The sequence below is a fragment of the Nodularia sp. LEGE 04288 genome, assembly GCF_963896525.1.
In the GTDB taxonomy this organism is placed as follows: Bacteria; Cyanobacteriota; Cyanobacteriia; order Cyanobacteriales; family Nostocaceae; genus Nodularia.
In genome coordinates this window covers 48,946-70,427 of sequence record NZ_CAWQOY010000055.1, presented here as the reverse complement: position 1 = coordinate 70,427, position 21,482 = coordinate 48,946, and the positions used below count along the sequence as shown (strand labels likewise).

The 21,482-nt window shown below is 43.3% G+C and carries 19 protein-coding genes and 1 pseudogene; 11 read left to right on the top strand and 9 right to left on the bottom strand.

Annotated features, from left to right (window positions below; all coding sequences use genetic code 11):
• Positions 1 to 256: 256 nt before the first annotated feature.
• Positions 257 to 733, top strand: coding sequence for a signal peptidase II (gene lspA / locus AACX33_RS04590; protein ID WP_194001512.1), 477 nt, complete (start codon positions 257 to 259; stop codon positions 731 to 733).
• A 143-nt stretch (positions 734 to 876) separates the two neighbouring features.
• On the opposite strand, the gene AACX33_RS04585 is transcribed toward lspA, so the two are convergent.
• The gene (locus tag AACX33_RS04585; RefSeq protein WP_194001510.1) at positions 877 to 1,272 is read right to left on the bottom strand and encodes a hypothetical protein; all 396 of its coding nucleotides are present in this window, start codon (positions 1,270 to 1,272) and stop codon (positions 877 to 879) included.
• A gap of 438 nt (positions 1,273 to 1,710) precedes the next feature.
• On the opposite strand from AACX33_RS04585, the gene AACX33_RS04580 reads away from it, so the two are divergent.
• Complete coding sequence (locus AACX33_RS04580; protein WP_194001508.1) at positions 1,711 to 3,981, top strand: transglycosylase domain-containing protein; 2,271 nt, start codon at positions 1,711 to 1,713, stop codon at positions 3,979 to 3,981.
• Positions 3,982 to 4,087: 106 nt separating this feature from the next.
• Here the strand turns inward: AACX33_RS04580 and AACX33_RS04575 are convergent.
• Both AACX33_RS04575 and AACX33_RS04570 read right to left on the bottom strand, forming a co-directional pair.
• A pseudogene (locus AACX33_RS04575) lies at positions 4,088 to 5,185 on the bottom strand (DUF4335 domain-containing protein); the annotation flags it as partial.
• Positions 5,186 to 5,508: 323 nt separating this feature from the next.
• Positions 5,509 to 6,135, bottom strand: a complete 627-nt coding sequence (locus tag AACX33_RS04570; protein WP_194001504.1) for a DUF3038 domain-containing protein — start codon at positions 6,133 to 6,135, stop codon at positions 5,509 to 5,511.
• Positions 6,136 to 6,539: 404 nt separating this feature from the next.
• Here AACX33_RS04570 and AACX33_RS04565 point away from each other — a divergent pair, with 404 nt between their 5' ends.
• From AACX33_RS04565 to AACX33_RS26450, 4 genes are all read left to right on the top strand, one after another.
• Positions 6,540 to 7,058, top strand: coding sequence for an adenine phosphoribosyltransferase (locus AACX33_RS04565; protein WP_194001502.1), 519 nt, complete (start codon positions 6,540 to 6,542; stop codon positions 7,056 to 7,058).
• 60 nt (positions 7,059 to 7,118) lie between these two features.
• Positions 7,119 to 8,159 (top strand): ABC transporter permease, encoded by a 1,041-nt coding sequence (locus AACX33_RS04560; RefSeq protein WP_194001500.1) that lies wholly within the window; start codon positions 7,119 to 7,121, stop codon positions 8,157 to 8,159.
• A 79-nt stretch (positions 8,160 to 8,238) separates the two neighbouring features.
• Positions 8,239 to 8,520, top strand: a complete 282-nt coding sequence (locus tag AACX33_RS04555; protein ID WP_194001498.1) for a hypothetical protein — start codon at positions 8,239 to 8,241, stop codon at positions 8,518 to 8,520.
• Positions 8,471 to 8,776 carry a DUF29 domain-containing protein gene (locus AACX33_RS26450; RefSeq protein ID WP_194001496.1) on the top strand — a complete coding sequence of 102 codons (306 nt, stop codon included), beginning with the start codon at positions 8,471 to 8,473 and terminating at the stop codon, positions 8,774 to 8,776. The genes AACX33_RS04555 and AACX33_RS26450 overlap by 50 nt, the downstream gene beginning before the upstream one ends.
• 230 nt (positions 8,777 to 9,006) lie before the next feature.
• Here AACX33_RS26450 and purF read toward each other — a convergent pair whose 3' ends face one another.
• The 3 genes from purF to AACX33_RS04540 form a co-directional block, all read right to left on the bottom strand.
• Positions 9,007 to 10,527 (bottom strand): amidophosphoribosyltransferase, encoded by a 1,521-nt coding sequence (gene purF, locus AACX33_RS04550; RefSeq protein ID WP_194001494.1) that lies wholly within the window; start codon positions 10,525 to 10,527, stop codon positions 9,007 to 9,009.
• A 279-nt stretch (positions 10,528 to 10,806) separates the two neighbouring features.
• Complete coding sequence (purL, locus tag AACX33_RS04545) at positions 10,807 to 13,212, bottom strand: phosphoribosylformylglycinamidine synthase subunit PurL (protein ID WP_194001492.1); 2,406 nt, start codon at positions 13,210 to 13,212, stop codon at positions 10,807 to 10,809.
• Positions 13,213 to 13,692: 480 nt separating this feature from the next.
• Positions 13,693 to 14,178: an allophycocyanin subunit alpha-B gene (locus AACX33_RS04540; protein WP_194001490.1), complete on the bottom strand. Its 486-nt coding sequence runs from the start codon at positions 14,176 to 14,178 to the stop codon at positions 13,693 to 13,695.
• 190 nt (positions 14,179 to 14,368) lie between these two features.
• On the opposite strand from AACX33_RS04540, the gene rlmD reads away from it, so the two are divergent.
• A complete protein-coding gene (gene rlmD / locus AACX33_RS04535; RefSeq protein ID WP_194001488.1) occupies positions 14,369 to 15,730 on the top strand; it encodes a 23S rRNA (uracil(1939)-C(5))-methyltransferase RlmD in 1,362 nt (453 codons plus the stop codon).
• A gap of 423 nt (positions 15,731 to 16,153) precedes the next feature.
• A complete protein-coding gene (locus tag AACX33_RS04530) occupies positions 16,154 to 16,603 on the top strand; it encodes an ATP-binding protein (RefSeq protein WP_063871492.1) in 450 nt (149 codons plus the stop codon).
• 84 nt (positions 16,604 to 16,687) lie between these two features.
• On the opposite strand, the gene AACX33_RS04525 is transcribed toward AACX33_RS04530, so the two are convergent.
• Positions 16,688 to 16,969 carry a DUF6439 family protein gene (locus AACX33_RS04525; RefSeq protein WP_194001662.1) on the bottom strand — a complete coding sequence of 94 codons (282 nt, stop codon included), beginning with the start codon at positions 16,967 to 16,969 and terminating at the stop codon, positions 16,688 to 16,690.
• Positions 16,970 to 17,089: 120 nt separating this feature from the next.
• On the opposite strand from AACX33_RS04525, the gene AACX33_RS04520 reads away from it, so the two are divergent.
• The 3 genes from AACX33_RS04520 (at position 17,090) to AACX33_RS04510 (ending at position 19,773) form a co-directional block, all read left to right on the top strand.
• The gene (locus AACX33_RS04520) at positions 17,090 to 17,452 is read left to right on the top strand and encodes a hypothetical protein (protein ID WP_194001486.1); all 363 of its coding nucleotides are present in this window, start codon (positions 17,090 to 17,092) and stop codon (positions 17,450 to 17,452) included.
• Between the two features lie 84 nt (positions 17,453 to 17,536).
• On the top strand, positions 17,537 to 18,928 hold the full coding sequence (asnS, locus tag AACX33_RS04515; protein ID WP_194001484.1) for an asparagine--tRNA ligase: 1,392 nt from the start codon (positions 17,537 to 17,539) through the stop codon (positions 18,926 to 18,928).
• Between the two features lie 293 nt (positions 18,929 to 19,221).
• On the top strand, positions 19,222 to 19,773 hold the full coding sequence (locus tag AACX33_RS04510; protein WP_194001482.1) for an REP-associated tyrosine transposase: 552 nt from the start codon (positions 19,222 to 19,224) through the stop codon (positions 19,771 to 19,773).
• Between the two features lie 464 nt (positions 19,774 to 20,237).
• On the opposite strand, the gene AACX33_RS04505 is transcribed toward AACX33_RS04510, so the two are convergent.
• Positions 20,238 to 20,915: a response regulator transcription factor gene (locus AACX33_RS04505; RefSeq protein WP_006194611.1), complete on the bottom strand. Its 678-nt coding sequence runs from the start codon at positions 20,913 to 20,915 to the stop codon at positions 20,238 to 20,240.
• A gap of 300 nt (positions 20,916 to 21,215) precedes the next feature.
• Positions 21,216 to 21,413: a hypothetical protein gene (locus AACX33_RS04500; protein WP_227788860.1), complete on the bottom strand. Its 198-nt coding sequence runs from the start codon at positions 21,411 to 21,413 to the stop codon at positions 21,216 to 21,218.
• Positions 21,414 to 21,482 lie beyond the last annotated feature (69 nt).

Sequence of the window (21,482 nt, the reverse complement as noted above, 5' to 3'; positions counted from 1 at the left end):
ATGCACTAATTTAGGCTTGCCGTAGGGTGGGTTAGGACGATAATCCGTAACCCACCATAAACTTCAGGATAATTGTGGGTTAGCGCAGCGTAACCCACCCTACAATTTTTGGGTAATTAATTGTTGGGTGTTCCCCAAATCAAAGGTAACAAGGCTTTTATTCTGTGCTGCTGCTAATCTTTTAAATGCTATTTCTATTTACACAGTGCTGTACTAGCTTTCTCTCGCCACTTTCTACTCCCTACTCCCTAGTTCCATGCGTTTAAAAAATCATCTGTTTTGGATTGCTGCCTTCATCGCTTTTTTCTTAGATCAATTGACAAAATACTGGGTAGTGCAAACCTTTAGCTTAGGACAGACACTACCACTTATACCCGATGTATTTCATTTTACATATGTGACTAATACTGGTGCGGCTTTTAGTCTATTCCGAGGCAAAGTAGAGTGGTTACGCTGGCTATCATTGGGTGTGAGTTTGGTATTGATAGCATTGGCATGGTTTGGAGAGGAGTTAAATCATTGGGATCAGTTAGGCTATGGTTTAATTTTAGGTGGAGCCTTGGGTAATGGTATTGATCGGTTCGCTTTAGGCTATGTCGTTGATTTTCTGGATTTTCGCTTGATTAATTTTGCTGTATTTAATTTGGCAGATTCATTTATTAGTATTGGTATTGTTTGTCTGTTAATTGCTTCTTTCCAAAAAACACCAAGTTCTAGTGATCGCTCAAGCTAACCTTAAGGCTTAATAATCCCACGACTTTTTCTGAGAATGAGCAGAGCAAAACTTTCACAGTCGTGGGATTATCAAATTGAGAATTATACCCTAGCGTCTAATCACTCGTAGTGAGAGTTTTTCAGACCCTGTATTTTGCTAATTTATTGGGGGTTAGGTTCGAGCTTAAACTCAAACTCATTCTGTGTCGGAGTTTCTGGTGCTGGAGTTGGGCTACTATTGGGGTCAGATCCTGACGGCATCAAAGTTTCTGGCGTAGTTGTGTTCTCAATTGTGGTGTTACCATCCATAAGTGGTACAGGAACAGCACCAGAGGGAGCAGGTACGAGTGCTGTACCTCCAGGACAACGGGAATTAAGAGGCGATCGCTCACACAGAATTTTCATCCCTTCTGGTGAAAGCTTGATTTCCGTTGGTGCATTCATGGATAAACTATCGGATTCGACGATCGAGGATTTACTTGATTCGGCCACAGCAACATTGGTCGTCAGAGCCAAGGTCAAAGCTGTACCAATCAGGGTCAGATATTTTCCCAACATTTGTGAAATTTTCCTCAACGGAGACTGAACACTCCGCCAATTAAATCAAACAACTGATTTGAGAAAATCTGTCTAAATGAAGATGTATAAATCAGGGAAATAGTATAGGAGATTTTTTTGATGTAAACTTTAAATTGACTGTAAATTAATAGATGGTTTTTAGAAGCACTAAAGTAAAAGTATTAACCCTTATTGTTTGATCAAAAATATTAGCTAAAATCAGGATAACAGACTATGGAACCAAACTTTTGTATGCGTCAAAAAATAACAAACCCAATCGGGTAGGTTTTCTGAGTGCATATTGTCTTAGTGTAAGATTGAATCGGTAAGAATTCCGTAGAGCCAATTTCTGCTTGGGCTTATGAGTAAAATGGTGGAATATCTGTATCCAGATTGCCATTGCCTGATTCTTTGCCAACATTGTGATGTAAATAGCCGATGAGTTCCCCCCAACCTCCTCACAAGCCACAAACTTTACTTGGTCAACTGACTCAAGCAGTACAGACAATTCAAGCGAGAGTTGACTTTTCCAAATTGGCGCTCAAGCCTAATGCCAAAGTACCAGAGATATGGGTGCAGGATGCGGGGGCGGATAAGGCGGAGGTCTATCCGTTGTTAGGCGATCGCTACATCCTCGGTCGTAGTTCTAAATCCTGTGATATAGTCATTCGCAACCCAGTTGTCAGCCAAATTCACCTATCACTTTCGCGAGATTCGGCTCAACGCACCCCTGTCTTTGTGATCAAAGATGAAAACTCCACTAACGGTATTTATCGTGGGAAACGCCGGGTTAATACCTTAGAACTGCGTCACGGTGATATTTTTACTTTAGGTCCACCAGAACTCGCAGCTTCAGTGCGCCTGCAATATGTCGATCCACCGCCCCTGTATATTAAAGCAGCAACTTGGACTGCTTACGGTATTGGTGGTGTGAGCGCCTTAGTGGGGTTAATCATCGGTGTAGAATGGCTCAAATTTTCAGTCAGACCTCTACCCACTGCTACTCGCGCGCCCATCGTGATTTATGCCCGTGATGGCTCCACCCCCCTGCGTGAGCCTCGGAGTACCTCCCACGTCGATATGCAGCGCCTGGATGATTTTGGCCCTTATTTGGCCGCAGCCGTAGTTTCCTCAGAAGACAGTCGTTACAATTGGCACTTTGGCGTTGATCCGTTGGGGATTTTGCGAGCCGTGCTGGTCAATACTCGTAGTGGAGATGTGCAGCAAGGAGCCAGCACCGTTACCCAGCAAGTAGCCCGGAGCTTGTTCCGGGACTATGTTGGCGCTCAGGACTCCTTGGGACGCAAACTGCGGGAGGTTGTTGTTTCCTTGAAGCTAGAAACTTTTTACAGTAAAGATCAAATCTTGCTGACTTACTTAAATCGAGTATTTTTGGGCGTGGATACATCTGGCTTTGAGGATGCGGCTCGTTATTACTTTGAGAAGCCAGCCAAAGAATTAACTCTCTCAGAAGCTGCAACATTAGTGGGAATTTTACCTGCTCCCAACGCTTTCAATTTTTGTGGCGATAGCCCGAATCGGCTACAAGCGGTGGAATACCGTAATCGTGTGATTAGGCGAATGTTGGACAGAGGCAAAATCTCAGAAGCGGACGCTAATCGAGCCAGACGCTCCCCAGTCCAAATTAGCCCCAAAGTTTGCGAACAGCAAGCCAGTACCATTGCTCCTTACTTTTACAGTTATGTCTTCCAGGAACTCGAATCAATTTTGGGAGTAGGAGCTGCCAGGGAAGGTAACTATATAATCGAAACCCAGATTGATCCAAGAATCCAAGCCCAAGCAGAAACAGCGTTACGTAATTCAGTCAACAACGCTGGCTCAACCTTTCGTTTTTCTCAAGGAGCGATCGTTACCCTGGACACCACCACTGGGAGTATTTTGTCTATGGTAGGCGGGACTGATTTTAGACAAAGCCAGTTTAACCGTGCTGTCCAAGCCCAAAGACAACCAGGTTCCACCTTCAAAGTTTTTGCTTACGCTGCGGCTCTTGAGAGGGGGATACCAGCTTCCAAATCTTATTCCTGCGCTGCTTTACCTTGGCAAGGTTTTACCTACAGACCCTGTAGAAGTGGTGCGGGGAATTTCTTAAGTATGACCACTGGGTTTGCCCAGTCGGAAAATCCCATTGCTTTGCGAATTGCTAGAGAAGTAGGGCTAGATAGAGTCGTATCCACTGCCAAGCGTTTAGGAGTCAAGTCATCGCTGGAAGCAGTTCCCGGCTTAGTCCTGGGTCAAAGTGTCGTCAATGTTTTAGAAATGACCGGCGCTTTTGGCGCTATTGCTAATCGTGGTGTATGGAATCCACCCCATGCAATTAGTCGGATTCTAGACAGTAGTGATTGTGCAGATCGTGATGACTTAACAACCTGCCGTGTTGTTTATTCCTTTGACCAAAGTCGAGATGCCAACCAGCGAGTCTTACCCACAGGCGTAGCCGACGAAATGACCCGGATGATGCGCCAGGTAGTCACTAGCGGGACTGGTCGGGCAGCCGCTATTGGACTAGGGGAAGGTGGTAAAACCGGCACAACTGATAAAAACGTTGACCTATGGTTCATTGGCTCTATCCCCAATCGGCGGCTGGTAACTGGCATTTGGTTGGGTAATGACAATAATTCGCCTACATCCGGCAGCAGTGGACAAGCAGCTCAACTTTGGGGCAGTTATATGAGGCAAATTGTCAAATAGAGGGAGTAGGGAGTAGGCTTGCCGTGAGCGTAGCCGAATGGGAGTAGGGGGAAGAAACTTCTCAATTCCATTTCCTAGTCCCGGTGTCTCCAACACCCAATTACCTATATCCCCACCAAGGGCTAACTTGTAAGACACCTGTGCTGGTAAAAACTACTCTAAATTGGGCTATGGGTTCATTGGCTATGGGAGAACTATTTGCAGGATTGTAAAGCAGTTTAGGCAGAGGAGTTAATTCTATTTCTTCATTTGCTCCTTCATTCACTGCTTTGTAACCGACGATCGCAGCATCAGCAGTTACACCCACACGATAGACTAAATCTTGTGTTAATGCTGAACGATCACTCCAAACTGGATTAATTTTTTCATAAACTTGGCTATTCAGAACACGTAGTTGCTCCCGATCTGTAATTTCTGTAACTGTATTTAAAAGTGCTTCTAAATCTGTAATTTGAGGTGCTGTCTCGGCTGTGGGAGTCGCCACATCTATGGGAGTTCGTGCGGGAGTCGCTACATTTGGGAGTGTTGTCTTCTCTGCTGCCGCAGGATTGGTGCTAGGTACTGTAGAGCTAGTCTCTTCCTGTACCTTTGGCTCTGGTGGTCGGATCTCTGGGGCTGGAATTAAGCTAAATGCGATCGCGGCAACAGCTACACTGGAAACTCCTATCCCTGCCGGTACTGCCTGCTTGAGTAGGGCTTGACTAGTACCGCCGTAACGTCTAGCAACTGGCTGTAATTCTAGTGACAATTCTGGTAAGGTTTGGGAGTCCGCAAAAAACTGATCCACAGCTTCTACTAAATCAAATAACTGCACCGTGTTCAAATCCATTTGAATCGGCGGTTTATTATAGTTAGGGTTAGACTCAAAACCTTCTGAAGTTATTTCAGAATGCACAATTAACCTGTGTCGGTTTGTGCCAATTTTTTGTAACTCCACTAATTCTGAGTTTTGATTGTGCGCTTGCGGGTTGGACACATTACTCAAAAATTCTTGAGCATAGCCACTCACGGCCCTAACTAAACTTTCAAAAAATTCCCGCCCTCCAATTAGAGGCTGATTATAGCCATTTATATAGCATTCTGCATTGACCAATATTGATAGTTCTGGACGCATTTCTTGGTATTGTGCAGCTTTGGCAGCATCACTTAAACCTTCTAACAGCAGCGTACAATTCGGTAGACTGTACTTTCGTTGGATATTCATAAAAGTTCACAGATTTTGGGAAACTCAGTAGCTTGAGCTAAGAGAGGAAAAACGATCAGCGCGACTAAAGTCGCTGTGGTAAAATTCAACTACGGTGAAATGTCTCAACGCAGGGGGTTGACTCGCTCCCAAGGAATCGATGGCAGTAACCGAGTGGCATGGCGAGTATCCACGAAAATTGAGTCTTGAGAGTGCGGGGGTGAGTACATCCTCTAGTCAACCGTAACCGAGCCTGAAATTCCACTGCCGCATAAGTAAAAAGCACCTATTTGCTAGTAGTGTTGGCAGGGAGATAAAGCCCCGACCTCAAAGACCGCGAATAGTTACTCTACTTCGCCGTCAAAAAGACTAATCCAAAAGCGCTGCATTCCAGCTGTGCCAGTACAAAATAGTAATTGTCCCAACAAATTCATTGCTAGCTCATCTAATTTTTCATCAGAACTTAAGGCCAGTACACTAGAACGTCGGGAATTCATCCGACTTTTGAAATGTACTCGAAATCGTTCTAGATAATTAGATAGCCGCAAATTTTGTGCCAAGGGTATTTGCTTTTCACTCATTTGCTGATATGTCAACAACATCTGGCGAATGACAACGGTTAAACGCCGGGCTATATAGCTAGCAATTACTACTAAAGCTTTTGCCTCCATGATAGTTAAGGGACGGCGGATATGCGCTCTTCGCATGGGGTTAGAGCTACGCATCCGCCATAAATTTACCCGGTTTTTAATAATTCCTTTCAATTCCAACTCGTCCGCAAAAGCCAGAATAGCTTCAGAACCACCAAGTTCTAAAGCTTCAATCGCCAGTAAAATTAGATCAACTTGCAGCCTGGTTCTAGCGGGACAAACCTGTGCGGCGATCGCAGGGTCTGGTAAAGTATCCAGAATCATCGGCAATGATGGGGGGGTTGGACTATTCAATGGCGTTAAGCTGGCTGAGACATTCATTCTATAAAATACCTTGTGCGGTTCTAAACAGACTAAATAAAACTAGTACAACTAATTTAAGATAAGTACCTAAACAAGCAAATAACACTGGTGGCAGTAGCAATACTACCTGATATATACATTAATTACTTGTTCTACTCAAATAGTTAAGTATACTGAAATTTAAGTTTTCACAGCATCTGTTTACCTCCCTGGGTTGTAAATACCAGCTTATCTTTAGATTGGTGTAGATTCTAGGTATCGTCAATGGATTGTTAAATTAGAGCCGAAATTCCCAGCGTATGACATTATAGTGTAGGATTTTTCAGTTACTCAGGACTGAAAATTTCGTAGTTTCTTCCCTCTACTCCCATTCGGCTAGGCTCACGGCAAGCCTACTCCCTACTCCCTACTCCCTCATATTTATGGATTTAAAGTCTCTAATTCGCGACATCCCAAATTTTCCCAAACCCGGAATTTTGTTTCGAGATATAACTACTTTACTGCGCGATCCAGAGGGATTACGCTACACTATTGACTTTTTTAGCAAAAAATGTATTCAAGCTGGATTCCAGGTGGATTATGTTCTGGGGATGGAGTCCCGTGGGTTTATTTTTGGCCCTCCTTTAGCTTACAAATTAGGAGCGGGTTTTATTCCCGTTCGTAAACAGGGAAAGTTACCAGCAGCAGTTCATTCAATTGAATATGAATTAGAGTATGGTACAGACTGTCTGGAAATGCATCAAGACGCGTTAAATCCAGATAGCCGTGTTTTAATTGTGGATGATTTGATTGCTACAGGTGGTACAGCCAATGCAACGGCCAAGTTGGTGCAGAAGTTTGGCTGCGAACTGGTCGGATTTGGGTTTATTATCGAGCTACGGGATTTACAAGGACGGAAACATTTACCAGATGTGCCGATTATTTCTCTAATTGAATACTAATTATGGATGCTTTCTCCTATATCCTTGAGCAAATTACCAATGACCAATGACTAAACTGTTATGACTTCTACCAAAATTTCCTTGGAGACAGGTCGGGATTGGCTCATCGGGCTAGTCACGAACGAAACATTTTTTTATGTGGTAAAACGGATATTCCAAGCACTGTTTACCTTATTATTGGCAACGGCGCTGTCGTTTTTTATCATGAAACTATCTCCAGGGGATTATGTAGATACCCTGCGGCAAAATCCGACAATTTCCCCAGAAAGAATTGAGGAATTAAGGGAACAGTTTGGTTTGAATAAATCTTGGCCAGAACAGTTTGGGCTATGGTTATGGCGAATTGTGAGATACGGAGATTTCGGCACGAGTTTTGTTTATCAACGTTCAGTTGCTTCTTTGTTGTGGGAACGGATACCAGCAACTTTACTTTTAGCGATCGCATCTTTATTCTGTACCTGGGCGATCGCCATTCCTTTTGGAATTCTCGCTGCTGTTAAACAAAATCAAGCCACCGACCGCATTTTACAAGTGATTAGCTACACCGGACAAGGATTTCCCAGTTTCATCACTGCCTTGTTTCTGCTCATATTTGCTCAAATCACCTCACCTTTATTCCCAGTAGGTGGAATGACAAGCATCAATCATGCTGATTTCTCTTGGTTTGGTAAAATCATTGATATCGGCTGGCACATGATTTTACCAACAATTGCTTTAAGTATCACTAGCTTTGCTGGTTTGCAAAGAATCACTCGCGGTGAATTGCTGGATGTTCTGCGTCAAGATTATATCCAAACGGCTCGTGCTAAGGGACTACCGGAGAATCGGGTGATTTACGTTCACGCCCTCCGCAATGCCATAAATCCCTTAATTACGATATTAGGCTTTGAATTGGCTGGTTTATTAGGTGGTGCATTCATTGCTGAACAATTCTTTAACTGGCCTGGTTTAGGGAGATTGACTTTGCAGGCGGTAATGGCAAAAGACCAGTATTTAGTGATGTCTAGCTTAGTAATGAGTGCTGTATTGTTGAATATAGGCAATTTAATGGCAGATTTGCTTTTAAAAGTAGCCGATCCCCGGATTCGTTTGGATTCTTAATTGAGTATGTTTTCTGAAATTTATCACCCACGTAGGTGAACTAGCTAACCGCTTCGCTGTAGAATTTATTCCGGGTACTATGTTTTCTGAAATTTATTATATAGTGCGATCGCAAGCAGACGGTCGTTATCTCCTAGCTCATCCCGATGCAGAAACTTCAGGTTATCTATTGCTGTTTCGCGAAAACTTTGATGCTTTAAGCTATCTCAACACCCATGCAGGTGAATTAGCCAACCGCTTCGCTGTAGAATCTATTCCGGGTACACAATTGGGAAACTTGCTCAAGCGTTGGGGTTTTAGCGGCGTAGGAGTTGTTACAGATCCTTTATTGCCCAAAGTTGAATTTATGCAGCATAGTTGAAAGCCACGAAATCAAGGCATCCTCAAAATGCTATAATAACTGGTTATCGACTATTGATGAACAACGTCGTCAACTGTTATTCATCTTTGATGATAGCCCTAGTTTAGAAAAAATTTATTTGGCTACAGTATTTAATAAATGTTATCAAATGGCTAGAAAATTAGCCAGTAAAGAAACTCAATTATCTGTGAGTAAGTTTCCTGAAAGTTGCCCTTTTTCCCCAAGTAAAATTTTCGATATTGATTTTTATCCGTAATTTTGATCAATTAGGGAGAAACAACTTTCTTGCTCCCTCTCCTTAGTAACTACCGTGTACACACAAGTGATCGAATCGCCCCCTAACCCCCAATTCTGGGGGAACAAGAATTTTCAAAGTCCCCCAAACTTGGGGGATTTAGGGGGCTAAACAGGCTCAAACGCAGACAGGCAGGACTTGTGTGTACACCGTAGCTCCTTAGTAAGGAGAGGGTTGGAGTGAGGTTTTCTCTAAACCACAACTTTTTCCAAAATCAGCTTAGAACGCTTGACTTGCTCAGGAATAGTCACAGGATAATTCCCAGTAAAACAAGCCGAACAGAAAGTATTCGTATCTTCCTGCGTTTCTTGTAGCATACCCTCCCAACTGAGATAAGCAAGGCTATCTACTCCCAACTGCTCGGCAATTTCTGCCACGGACTTGGTAGCAGCAATCAGCTGATCCTGACTATCAGTATCGATCCCGTAAAAACAGGGATGTGTAACGGGTGGAGAAGAAATTCGCATATGTACTTCTGTTGCACCTGCTTCACGCAAGGCTTTAACCAGTTTCCGGCTGGTTGTACCCCGGACAATGGAATCATCCACAATAATCACGCGTTTACCCAGCAGCACATCTTTGAGGGGGTTGAGTTTCATCCGAATCCCGGTTTCGCGCATCGATTGTGTAGGCTGAATAAAGGTTCGCCCCACATAGCGGTTTTTAATCAATCCTTCCATGTAAGGTACACCAGAGGCTTGGGAAAATCCAATGGCCGCAGGGATTCCCGAATCAGGAACACCAAAGACAATATCAGCATCTACAGCCGATTCTGCGGCTATGCGTCGCCCTAACCTCATGCGATAGGTGTACAAACTTTCGTTGTGCATGATGCTATCAGGACGAGCAAAGTAAATCATCTCAAAGATACACAACTTGCGCTCAGGTTTTTGACTCCAATGGTAGGAAGCCAAACCGGCTTCAGTGATCCAAACTAACTCGCCTGGTTCCACATCTCGTAAGTATTCGGCTCCAATGATATCTAAACCACAAGTTTCCGAAGCCAAGACGTAACGAACTGGATTACCGGGTAAAGTCCCAATTACTAAGGGGCGGATACCATTGGGATCGCGAACACCCATCACGCCAACGGGAGTCCCAATCACTAAACTAAAAGCGCCTTCGCAACGATGAAACGCTTGAATTGATCCTTCTAGCCAATCTGCACCAGAGTTCACAGCTTCGGCGATCGCAAAAGCAATCATTTCTGAGTCTGTGGTGGTCACTAAACTAACTTTAGTCTCGACTAACTCTTCGCGTAATTTTACAGTATTGACTAAATTACCATTATGTGCTAAAGCTAATGAACCTAATCGAGTTTCAACCACAGCAGGCTGGGCATTATCTTTGCGACTCGAACCAGTGGTGGAATAACGAGTGTGACCCACAGCGATATTTCCGGGCAAATGCTCCAAAATCGATTCATTAAAGACTTGAGACACTAAGCCCATGTCTTTGTGCAGGTGTACTTTAGCATCCTCAAACGTGGCAATCCCAGCTGATTCTTGACCCCGATGTTGGAGGGCATACAATCCAAAGTAGGTCATTTTGGCAACATCTGCTTCTGGTGCGTAAATGCCAAAAACACCACAAGCTTCTTCTGGCTTGTCTGGTCGATGTTCATGACTATTAATTTGGTCTGTCTCCTGATTCGGGTATTCATCCGATAGCTTGCGTGGCGAAGCCATAGTCACGGAATGGATGGGAATCATGCTAGCTTTGCTCCTGGTTTGGGTGTCAAGTCAGAATAATCCGTAATTGATAATTCGTAATTCGTAATTACTACCCCATCCATAAATTGAGTCAGTTGTGCTGTATTCTGATCTGGAATTTATTACGAATGACAAACTACGAATTAGTAATTATTTGGTCACTGGGATTATGTCGCTGGATAGTTGCCAAATTCTTAACGAATCGTTAACCATCTATTAAAACATTAGCGTAATTATGCTCACAGACGTTAATTATCCCGGTATAGGGGATAGAAAAAATTAATTGGGAGTATTGGTTGGGTTAGCAAGACGGTTGGCGAACTGCTTGCAGCAGCGCTTCGCTATCGCGTGGAAATAGCGATCGCTCATTTGTTCCATACTAACTTTGATTAAGGTTTGGTTATCAGAATTTAAAATTAACAAACCTGCTTCAGAATTGCCTGAATTACCCACTGTACCCAGCTTTTGCCAACTTTGTCCCAGATGTGACTGTAAGTAAGATTCCCAATTTTTCTGTTCTGCCGATGTTACCGAAACTAAAATTCTCGCCCCACCTTCACCAAACAGCACTTCATCCAGACGATTTAACTGGTTTTCAGGGATTTCTATGTTAATTTCCGCACCTAATTTCCCAGAAAGGCAAGATTCAGCCAAAGCAACAGCCACTCCGCCCTCAGCAGAATCATGGGCTGAACGTATCCAACCCGCACGAATACCGTCACGGCAAACTTGCTGTACACGACGTTCTAAATCAAAATCTACCCGTGGCGGCTTTCCAGCCACAGTCTTGTGGATAGTCGCTAAATACTCAGATGCACCCAAACTAATGGGGGATGTCAGAGGTAAACCCAAAAGATAAATTAGATCACCTGCTGCTTGCCAACCTTGACCACAAATTTTGCTTAAATCGGGAATCAATCCCACCATCCCCACCACCGGAGTGGGATAAATGGGTTGGGGATTACCTTCAGCATCAAAAGTTTCATTGTACAGAGAGACATTCCCCCCTGTAACTGGTGTTGCTAATTCCAGACAACCTTCAGACAAACCCCGACAAGCTTCAGCCAATTGCCAGTAACCAATAGGTTTTTCTGGACTGCCAAAATTGAGATTATCCGTCACCGCCAGAGGTTCAGCACCCACACAGCTAAGATTTCGAGCCGCTTCTGCCACCACTGCCTTAGCTCCCTCGTAAGGGTCAAGATAAACATAACGAGGATTACAGTCTACAGTCGCCGCCACCCCTGTTGTAAAACTTTCAGGCTCTGACGTTTCATTTTGATTTTTTTCCAGGGGACGTAAGCGCACCACAGCCGCATCAGCACCACCTGGTAAAATCACCGTATTATTCTGCACCTGATGGTCATACTGACGATAGACCCAACTTTTAGAAGCGATCGTTGGCGTATCGAGCAAAGTTAACAGAATATCATCCCAAGATTGCAATTTTTCTTGAATTTCAATCCCAGTTGTTGTGCAACTCGGTAAAGAATCAGGCGACCATTTCCAAGCTTCACGGGCATATTCTGGTGGTTCCGCCAACAATTCCCGTTCATAAAGTGGGGTATTTTCCGCCAACGCCTCAGCCGGAATTTCTGCGGCTACTTTACCCCGGAATAAAATCCGCACAATGGGTTCAGCAATCACCGTACCGGCAACCACAGCGTGAAGTCCCCAACGTTCAAAAATATCAATTAGCTCTTGTTCCCGCCCCTTGTGGGCAACAAATAGCATTCTTTCTTGAGATTCCGAAAGCAGGTATTCATAGGGAACCATTCCTGTTTCTCGCACAGGAATCTTATCTAAATCAAATTCAATCCCTACACCACCTTTAGCCGCCATTTCTGATGTGGAACAGGTGATCCCAGCAGCACCCATATCTTGGGCGGCGACAACTGCACCAGTTTTAAACGCTTCCAAACAAGCTTCAATTAAAGACTTTTCGATAAAGGGGTCGCCTACTTGCACGGCGGGACGGTTATCTAGTGATTTATCGCTTAATTCTGTACTAGCAAAACTTGCCCCACCCATACCATCGCGTCCGGTGGTAGAACCAACATACAGTACCGGATTACCGAAACCAGAAGCCCCCGATTTGACAATTTCCGGCGTTTCCATCAATCCCAGCGCCATCACGTTGACTAAAGGATTTCCGGAGTAAGCTTTGTCAAAGTAAACTTCACCTCCGACAGTGGGAACCCCAACACAATTACCATAATGGGAGATTCCCGCGACCACACCTGTAAACAATCTTTGGGTTTTGGGGTCGTCTAAATCACCGAAACGTAAAGAATTTAATAAAGCAATGGGACGCGCCCCCATTGTAAAAATATCTCGGAGAATTCCGCCTACACCAGTAGCTGCGCCTTGGAAAGGTTCAACAGCTGAGGGGTGGTTATGAGATTCAATTTTAAATGCTAATTGTCTGCCGTCGCCTATGTCTACAACCCCAGCATTTTCACCAGGGCCAACTAGGATGCGGGGGCCTGTGGTGGGAAACTGTTTGAGTAATGGCCGGGAATTTTTGTAACAGCAATGTTCAGACCACATCACCCCAAACATTCCCAGTTCAGCTTTGTTGGGATGTCGCCCTAAGCGTTTGACAATTTCTGCATATTCTTCTGGTTTTAAACCTTCGGCGGCGATTTCTTGCGGGGAAAAGGGAGTAGAGGAGGTGGCGGTCATGGAAATAATGCACCAAGAGTACAGAGAACTATTGTATCGATTTAGTTACACTATATGTGCAGTTCTCGCCATGCAATTGATACTTTTTTGGATATTTTTTGAAGAGGAACGAACCGCAAAGGACACAAAGTACACAAAGATAGAGAGAGAAAGAAGGAAATGGTATGAGACTTAAAGCCCTGCGGGGCTTTAGCCTGTATACACCCTATTGAATTAGGATTTTCAGCAATTAACACTGTCTTAATCCCAGTTCTTTCTTTCTTTGTGTCCTTTGCGTACTTTGCGGTTCGTTACTCCAATTAACTACTCTATGATTCACGACGATCAGTTAAAATTTCCCCACATCTAGTTAATAACCTGACAGATATTTTGCCAAAGCTATTACCAAATGTGGGGAGGTTATGATCAAATGATGAATCTTATGGATCTAATTAACTTGAGTAGATTGGAATTACAATCCAAAAACCAACACCAGTTTGATTAGGACATCGCTTGAATGATGTAATCAAAGTAGGGTGCTGCTTGGGCTGCGTCTTCCGCACTGAGTAAGTCAATAGAGGCTGTTTTCAAGGCATTGATAGCTTCTACCATGCCGGGGACTGGAACACCTAAAGAATTGTACATTTCTCGCACACCAATTAAACCAATTTTTTCGATTGGTTCTTTGTCGCCAGCAAGTACGCCATAGGTAATTAGGCGCAAGTACCAGCCAAAGTCACGGATACACAGAGAACGCTGACGTTCGCCGTAAGCATTACCGCCGGGGGCGATAAAGTCTGGTCGCTTTTGCCAAAGCTTTTTGGTGGCTTCTTGAACAATCTTTTTTTCGTTCTCAGCTAAGGTCGCAGCAATGCGCGTCCGTTGGACACCGGTTTGCAAATAATCTTTGATGTTTTTGAGTTCGCCACTGCTGGGATAACGCAGTTGGTCGTCGGCTTGGAGAATAACTTGGCTAATGACAGTCATAACTATACGCAATCACGCGAAATATTATCTGCTAGTTTACCGAGTCTGAGGTACACAAAGAAAGGAAAATTGGGAAGATGAGGAAGAAGAGGCAGGGGAGCAGGGTGCAGGGTGCAGGGGGGAGAAGACGGTAAGTTCCCAATGACCAATGACCAATGACCAATGACTAATAACCAATAACTAATAACTAATGACTAAACAACAGGGTGAGTTAATTGAAATTACGATCGCTGACCTGAGTAATACAGGTGAAGGTGTGGGACGCTTTGAGGAACAGGTGGTTTTTGTTCCTGATACTGTTCCAGGCGATCGCGCTATAGTTCGCTTAGTATACGTTAAACCTACTTACGCTCACGGCAAACTGCATGAGCTATTGGAAGCATCTCCTCATCGGGTGCGACCTAGTTGCATTGTGGCTGATAAGTGTGGTGGTTGTCAGTGGCAACATATTGATTATGAATATCAGCTTTTAGCAAAGCATAATCAAGTTATCCAAGCTTTACAACGTATTGGCGGTTTTGTCAATCCCCCAGTCGATCCCGTGCTGACGACATCTGCACCTTTGGGCTATCGCAATAAATCTACTTATCCTCTGGGAATTTCCGCCACAGGTCAGGTACAAGCTGGTTACTACCAAAAAGGTAGCCATCAATTAGTGAATTTAAATCAATGTCCTGTTCAAGATCCACGCTTAAATCCTTTATTGGCTGAAGTCAAACAAGATATCCAACAGCGCGGTTGGCGAATTTACGATGAACGCAAACACCAAGGACAAATCCGCCATCTGGGTTTACGCATTGGACGGCGGACTGGGGAAATGTTGCTGACTTTGGTAGTCAAGGATTGGAATTTACCAGGAATTGAACAGCAAGCCCAGGAATGGTTAAAGCGCTATCCCCAATTGATGGGAGTGTCGTTAAATCGAAATAGCGATCGCACAAATGCCATTTTTGGTTCTCAAACTCGTTGCATTGCTGGCGTTCCCTACCTGCGAGAAAAACTCGCTGATTTAGAATTTCAAGTCCTTCCAGATACCTTTTTCCAGGTTTATACAGAAGCCGCAGAAGCACTATTACAGGTAATTCAATCCGAACTCAATCTTCAAGGACAAGAGTTGCTAGTTGATGCATATTGTGGTATTGGGACTTTAACATTGCCTTTAGCCAAACAAGTCCGCCAAGCCATAGGCATAGAATTACAACCAGAAGCAGTACAGCAGGCAATTTTGAATGCCGAACACAATGGAATTAATAATGTCACATTCCAAGTAGGAGCAGTAGAGAAATTGCTGCCAGAAATGGGAATCATCCCCGATGTGGTGTTACTTGACCCGCCCCGCAAAGGATGCGATCGCGCTGTGATCGATTCTTTATTGCTATCGAAACCTTCACGCATAGTTTACGTCAGCTGTAAAGTAGCCACTCTGGCCCGCGACCTGAAATTGTTATGCCAAGATGGGCAATACACCGTTACACGGGTGCAACCTGCTGATTTCTTTCCTCAAACAGCCCATGTGGAAGCTGTCGCCTTTCTTGTGCGATCGCATTTGTAGAGGAGTAATCAGTCTTTGACAAAAACTCAAATTGAAAATTCCTAGTCTAGTGCATACTAAGAATGCTAAAATTGAATTAACGTCAAAATAAAAACGATTTTGTGACAAAAATTAAAGTTGCATCAACTCTAAACAACATGAATAAGATTGTCTAAAGCAAAAATCGGCCATCCCAAGAGCATCCTCTGACTCTTGCCCAAAATTTACAGCGCCTTTAGTTGCTAACTGCATTAGCAGTTCTTTTATAGCCGTTTTATGTATCAGCAATCTCATCTGATAAATAGAGTTAATGCTCCCTAGCATTTTCAAAATTTAGTATCTCAAGACGCAAGTTTGAAGGCAGCATGACCACCTCAATTTGTATCAGGGTGCCTGTAATAGCAAACTGATGTCTAGCTAACTGAAAGCTACGGGGTTTCTCTAGTGATTACCATTTCCCTCCGTCCAGTAGGACGTAATTGGGGTACGATTAGTTTCGCCTCAACTCTTTATCTATGCCCAATTTTAGATTTACTGTTGGCGGAAATCCCCGCCAAACTACAAGCAGAACTCAGGCTAGGACTCCAAGAAGCCTTAGTAAATGCCGCCAAACACGGTAATAATCTTGATCCTAGTAAAACAGTTGTAGTCCGGTTTTCCTTAATAGATAATCAGTATTGGTGGGTAATATCAGACCAAGGACAAGGTTTTATTCCCGCATCTACTAACGATGAAGAACCAACAGATTATTTACCACCCGATGAGTCAGAAAATGGTCGTGGTTTATGTCTTCTGCACCAAATTTTCGATCAAGTAGAGTGGAATCGTAAAGGTACAGAATTAAGGCTGTGTAAAGAAATGGCAAATCGCCCCCGTTTGTCCTTGCGACGCTAAAGACTGGAAATACCAAAAAATTGTAGGGTGGGTTACGCTGCGCTAACCCACCATTATGCTTAATTTTATGGTAGGTTACTTCCTTCATCCCTTATTCCCATGACTCTCACAGGGAGGCGCGGAAATTGATTTATCTAACCAACCAACCGCTTGTTCTAATCTAACTATGGCTTCTTGTGGCTGATTTTGGACGAGATACAAAACAGCTGCGGCGGCTTGTTCACTAGCGCGAGAATTGCGGTTAGACTTGAGGCGATGCCAATCGTTAGGTGAGATACTTAGCCTTTCCATCAGGGCTTGGGCTAGTTCTAGAGTGCTAACTTCATTCAGTTGACTGGTTTTAGGCAGCTGGGTAGGTTGAGACATAATTATCAGTGCTAAGTGCTGGATGGAGAAGCGATAAATCGCGTCTGTACAAGGAAGAGCTAAATCAAGGTTAAAATTTTGAGTATTGACTAGCATTTAATCATAGTTTACTACTTGAAAATGAAGCCGCCTAAACAATCACAACCGTCAGGGGAAAGTCAGGAACCGGATTTTGAACAAGAACTGCAAGATGTGGAAGCAGCACTGTTCAGTTTAAAGGAACGTTACAATCAAGTGCAGAGCGATCGCGAAAAAAAGGCACAATGGCAACAGCAACGCCACGAATTACAACAAAATAAACACCAGACACCACAAATCAAAGCGGAATTACAACAGATTAAACAGAATTTAGAAGCCCTAGAAATTAACTTAGAAAGCCAGTTATTTTCTTGGCGGAGTCTGAAAAAACCTTTCTGGCAAGCCGTCCGCTTTGGTGGTATGGGCGTTATCATAGGCTGGATATTAAAATCCTGTGCTGGCTAATCCCAATCTTGGCAGGATTAAGTTAAATGTTAATATTATTTAATATCTGTCTTATCTAACTTGACAAAATACCATTTATATAATATGTCGAATCGCCGAATTGCCGAAGTATTGCGGAGTGGTGAACCTGATGATTCTCTCGTTATTCAAGGCTGGGTAAGAACGAAACGCGAGTTAAAAGGATTTGCTTTTATCGAAGTCAACGACGGCTCATCACTAGCTAATTTGCAAGCCGTGATTAATCAGGATTTGCCAGACTACGAAGAAATCATCAAAAAACTAAATACAGGTGCGGCTGTAGAAGTCAGTGGGGTACTGGTAGCTTCTCAAGGTAAGGGACAGCGCATTGAACTAAAAGCCGAAGCCGTGAAAGTCTACGGAGAGGCTGATCCCGAAACTTATCCTCTGCAAAAGAAACGCCACTCCTTTGAATTTTTACGCACAATTGGACATTTGCGATCGCGCACTAATTCTTTTGGTGCAGTTTTCCGCGTCAGAAACGCCTGTTCTGCGGCCATTCACGAATTTTTCCAAGAAAGAGGCTTTTTATGGGTACATACACCTGTAATTACAGCTAACGACTGCGAAGGCGCAGGAGAACTATTCAGCGTTACCAGCTTGGATTTAAAAAATATTCCCCGCACAGAAAATCAAGCAGTAGATTACACCCAAGACTTTTTTGGTAAACCCACATACTTAACAGTTAGCGGACAGTTAGAAGCCGAAGTCATGGCCATGGCCTTTTCTAACGTCTACACCTTCGCCCCCACCTTCCGTGCAGAAAATTCTAACACCTCCCGCCACCTCGCCGAATTTTGGATGGTCGAGCCAGAAATGGCATTTTGTGACCTAGATGGGAACATGGATTTAGCCGAAGCATTTCTGAAATACGTGTTTAAATATGTCTTAGAAAAATGCCCAGAAGACATGGAATTTTTCAACCAACGCATTGATAAAACCGTCTTAGAAACAGCCGATAATATTATTAATAATCAATTTGAGCGCTTAACTTATACAGAAGCAGTCAAATTATTAGAAAAAGCCGATGTCAAGTTTGAATATCCAGTCAATTGGGGCTTAGATTTACAATCAGAACATGAACGCTATCTAGCCGAACAACTGTTTAAAAAACCCGTAATTGTCACAGATTATCCCGCCCAAATCAAAGCCTTTTATATGCGTGTCAACGATGATGAAAAAACCGTCCGCGCAATGGATATTCTTGCACCTAAAATAGGCGAAATTATTGGCGGTTCCCAAAGAGAAGAACGCCTAGAAGTTTTAGAACGCCGTATTTTAGCCCAAGGAATGCAACCAGAAGACTTATGGTGGTATATGGATTTACGCCGTTATGGTACTGTTCCCCATGCTGGTTTCGGCTTAGGTTTTGAAAGACTCGTGCAATTTATGACAGGTATGGCGAATATCCGCGATGTCATACCCTTCCCCCGCACACCCCAAAGTGCCGAATTTTAGACATAATTAATAATTAATGGTGGGTTACGGCATAAATATATTGCTTACACTGAAAATTAATCATCTTCACGTGCCTAACCCACCCTACTACATGAATACAAGACCACAAACAACGTAGTGGCGTGGCAAGCTTAAAATAGTGCATTAGGGAAAAGCTGAAAACATTGATTTATCTCAATTTTTTCAAAAATCTATTGCAACATTTTAGCCTTGCCAGTCCAGTAGGGTGGGTTAGCGACAGCGTAACCCACCATTAACCATGTTATGATTTTGAAAAATAATACTTAAAACTTATGCCTGACTACAGAAGATATACTGTTGCAGGAGGAACTTATTTTTTCACACAAGTTACTTATAAACGCGAAAAATGGCTATGCAGCGAAATTGCTAGAACCACCTTGCGGTTAGCTATTAATCATGTGCGTGAAAAATATCCATTTTCTATTGATGCTATGGTTTTATTACCAGATCATCTACATTGTATATGGACTTTACCACAAGAAGACAGCGATTATTCGACAAGATGGCGGCTAATTAAAACATTTGTCACCAAACACTGCGGAAAAAAGCTAGGGCTTGATAGTAAAATTTCAGTTTCACGTCAAAAACAAAAAGAAAGTAATCTCTGGCAGCGTCGGTTCTGGGAACATGAAATAAGGGATGAAATAGACTTTGCGTCTCATTGCGATTACATACATTATAATCCTGTCAAACATGGATTATGTGCAGATCCAAACCAATGGCAGTTTTCTAGTTTTCACCGATTTGTTTCCCAGGGTATTTATGAAGAGAGTTGGGGAGGGTATGAGATATCTAACATACCTCATGATCTTGAATTTGAATAGGTTCTTGGTGGGTTATGCTGTCGCTAACCTACGATTCTTTACAGAATTTGAATAGGTTCTTGGTGGGTTATGCTGTCGCTAACCTACGATTCTTTACAGAGTTTGAATAGGTTCTTGGTGGGTTACGCTATCGCTAACCTACGATTCTTTACAGAGTTTGAATAGGTTCTTGGTGGGTTACGCTATCGCTAACCCACCCTACGGTTATTTGCAGTTGCCCAGAGGGGAGATTTACGTGGGGTGATGTAGTGATAATTTTAGGTGATATCCGGGTTGGAACATCGCAGTTGAGGACTGTATGATGAATTATGAATTATGAAGTTTGAATTAAAAAAATCCAAATTTAGCTTCACAATTCATAATCTATTAGCTTTCAACCTGAAGTCAAAATGCCATAACCAGCTTGAGTTTTGGGCTACTGTGTTTTAACTCAAAACTCTGAACTTCAGAAATAAGCTGAGAGTTTAAGCCATTTGATTTTCAATCGCCCAACGCGCTAATTCGGTGCGGTTGTGGAGGTTGGTTTTACCCAACATATTGGACACATGGCTTTCAACTGTACGCTGACTAACGTTTAATTCTTCAGCAATTTCCCTGTTAGCTAGACCCCTAGCGACAAACTGTACTACTTTCAGTTCGGTTGGGGTTAACTGGACATCAAAGGGAACCTGAATGCGGGAACCGTTTTCTCCTCCTTTGGCTTGGTGTTCTTTCCAACGGGTAGTTTGCTTGAGTGAAGATTCTACTTGTGCTACGAGTTCTTCTGGTTCAAAGGGCTTGACCATATATACGTCAGCCCCTTTATTCAGACCTTTAACTCGGTCTGCACTTTGTCCTTTTGCTGAAAGGAAAAGTACGGGAATCCAGCCGGTGCGTTCATTTTGTCGGACTTGTTCTACAAAAGTGTATCCGTCCATTTCCGGCATCATTACGTCACAGATGATCATATCTGGAATATCTTGTTCAAGAATTTCCAGAGCTTCTCGTCCATTTTCGGCAGTGTTGACTTCATAGCCTCTGAATTCCAGGTAATCCTTCACCAGCAAGATGAGGTTAGGGTCGTCATCAATTAATAGCAGTCTTTTGTGATCTTTCATGCTGGGCTCTTTCATAGCAGTGGCACTTGTCGCGCTTCGGTCCATCAAGGTCTTGAATGGTTATCCTTTATGGTGGATCATTGAGATGTTGTCCTTTTTCCTACTTAACTTGCTTTTGCTTTCTAGAAGTCTCAAAAGTGGTGACCACTTTCTATAAGACTTCCGGCTCATAGGCAAACTTCCGGTAAGGATACGTAGAGCAGTAGTATTTATAATGCGCTATTATATATCGCTTTGAAAGGGGCGGGTGAAAAAACACTGATTAAATCATCATCCTTCCGATTCACGAGGTACGTATTGGCTCAAGATGACCCTAACTTCAAAACAACCCGCGCTTTCAGATGCTTACTGCTTTACCATATCCTGCGGATGTTCAGCCTTGATCAAAGGTTTACAAGCAAGTAGGGGAATTTGCGGCAAAAGATGGGTTAAAAATGCATATTCCTCCACCACCATGATGCCTATCAAGTGTTCTGGGATGATTGGCTCAATAACTTCTGGTTTTGCTGGGCAATACCATGCACCATCTGGGTAGAACACCATTATCGGTCTAGAACAACAAACTCGCAAGCAATTGGCTTTAGTCCTAACGATGCAAATGGGATACTTTCT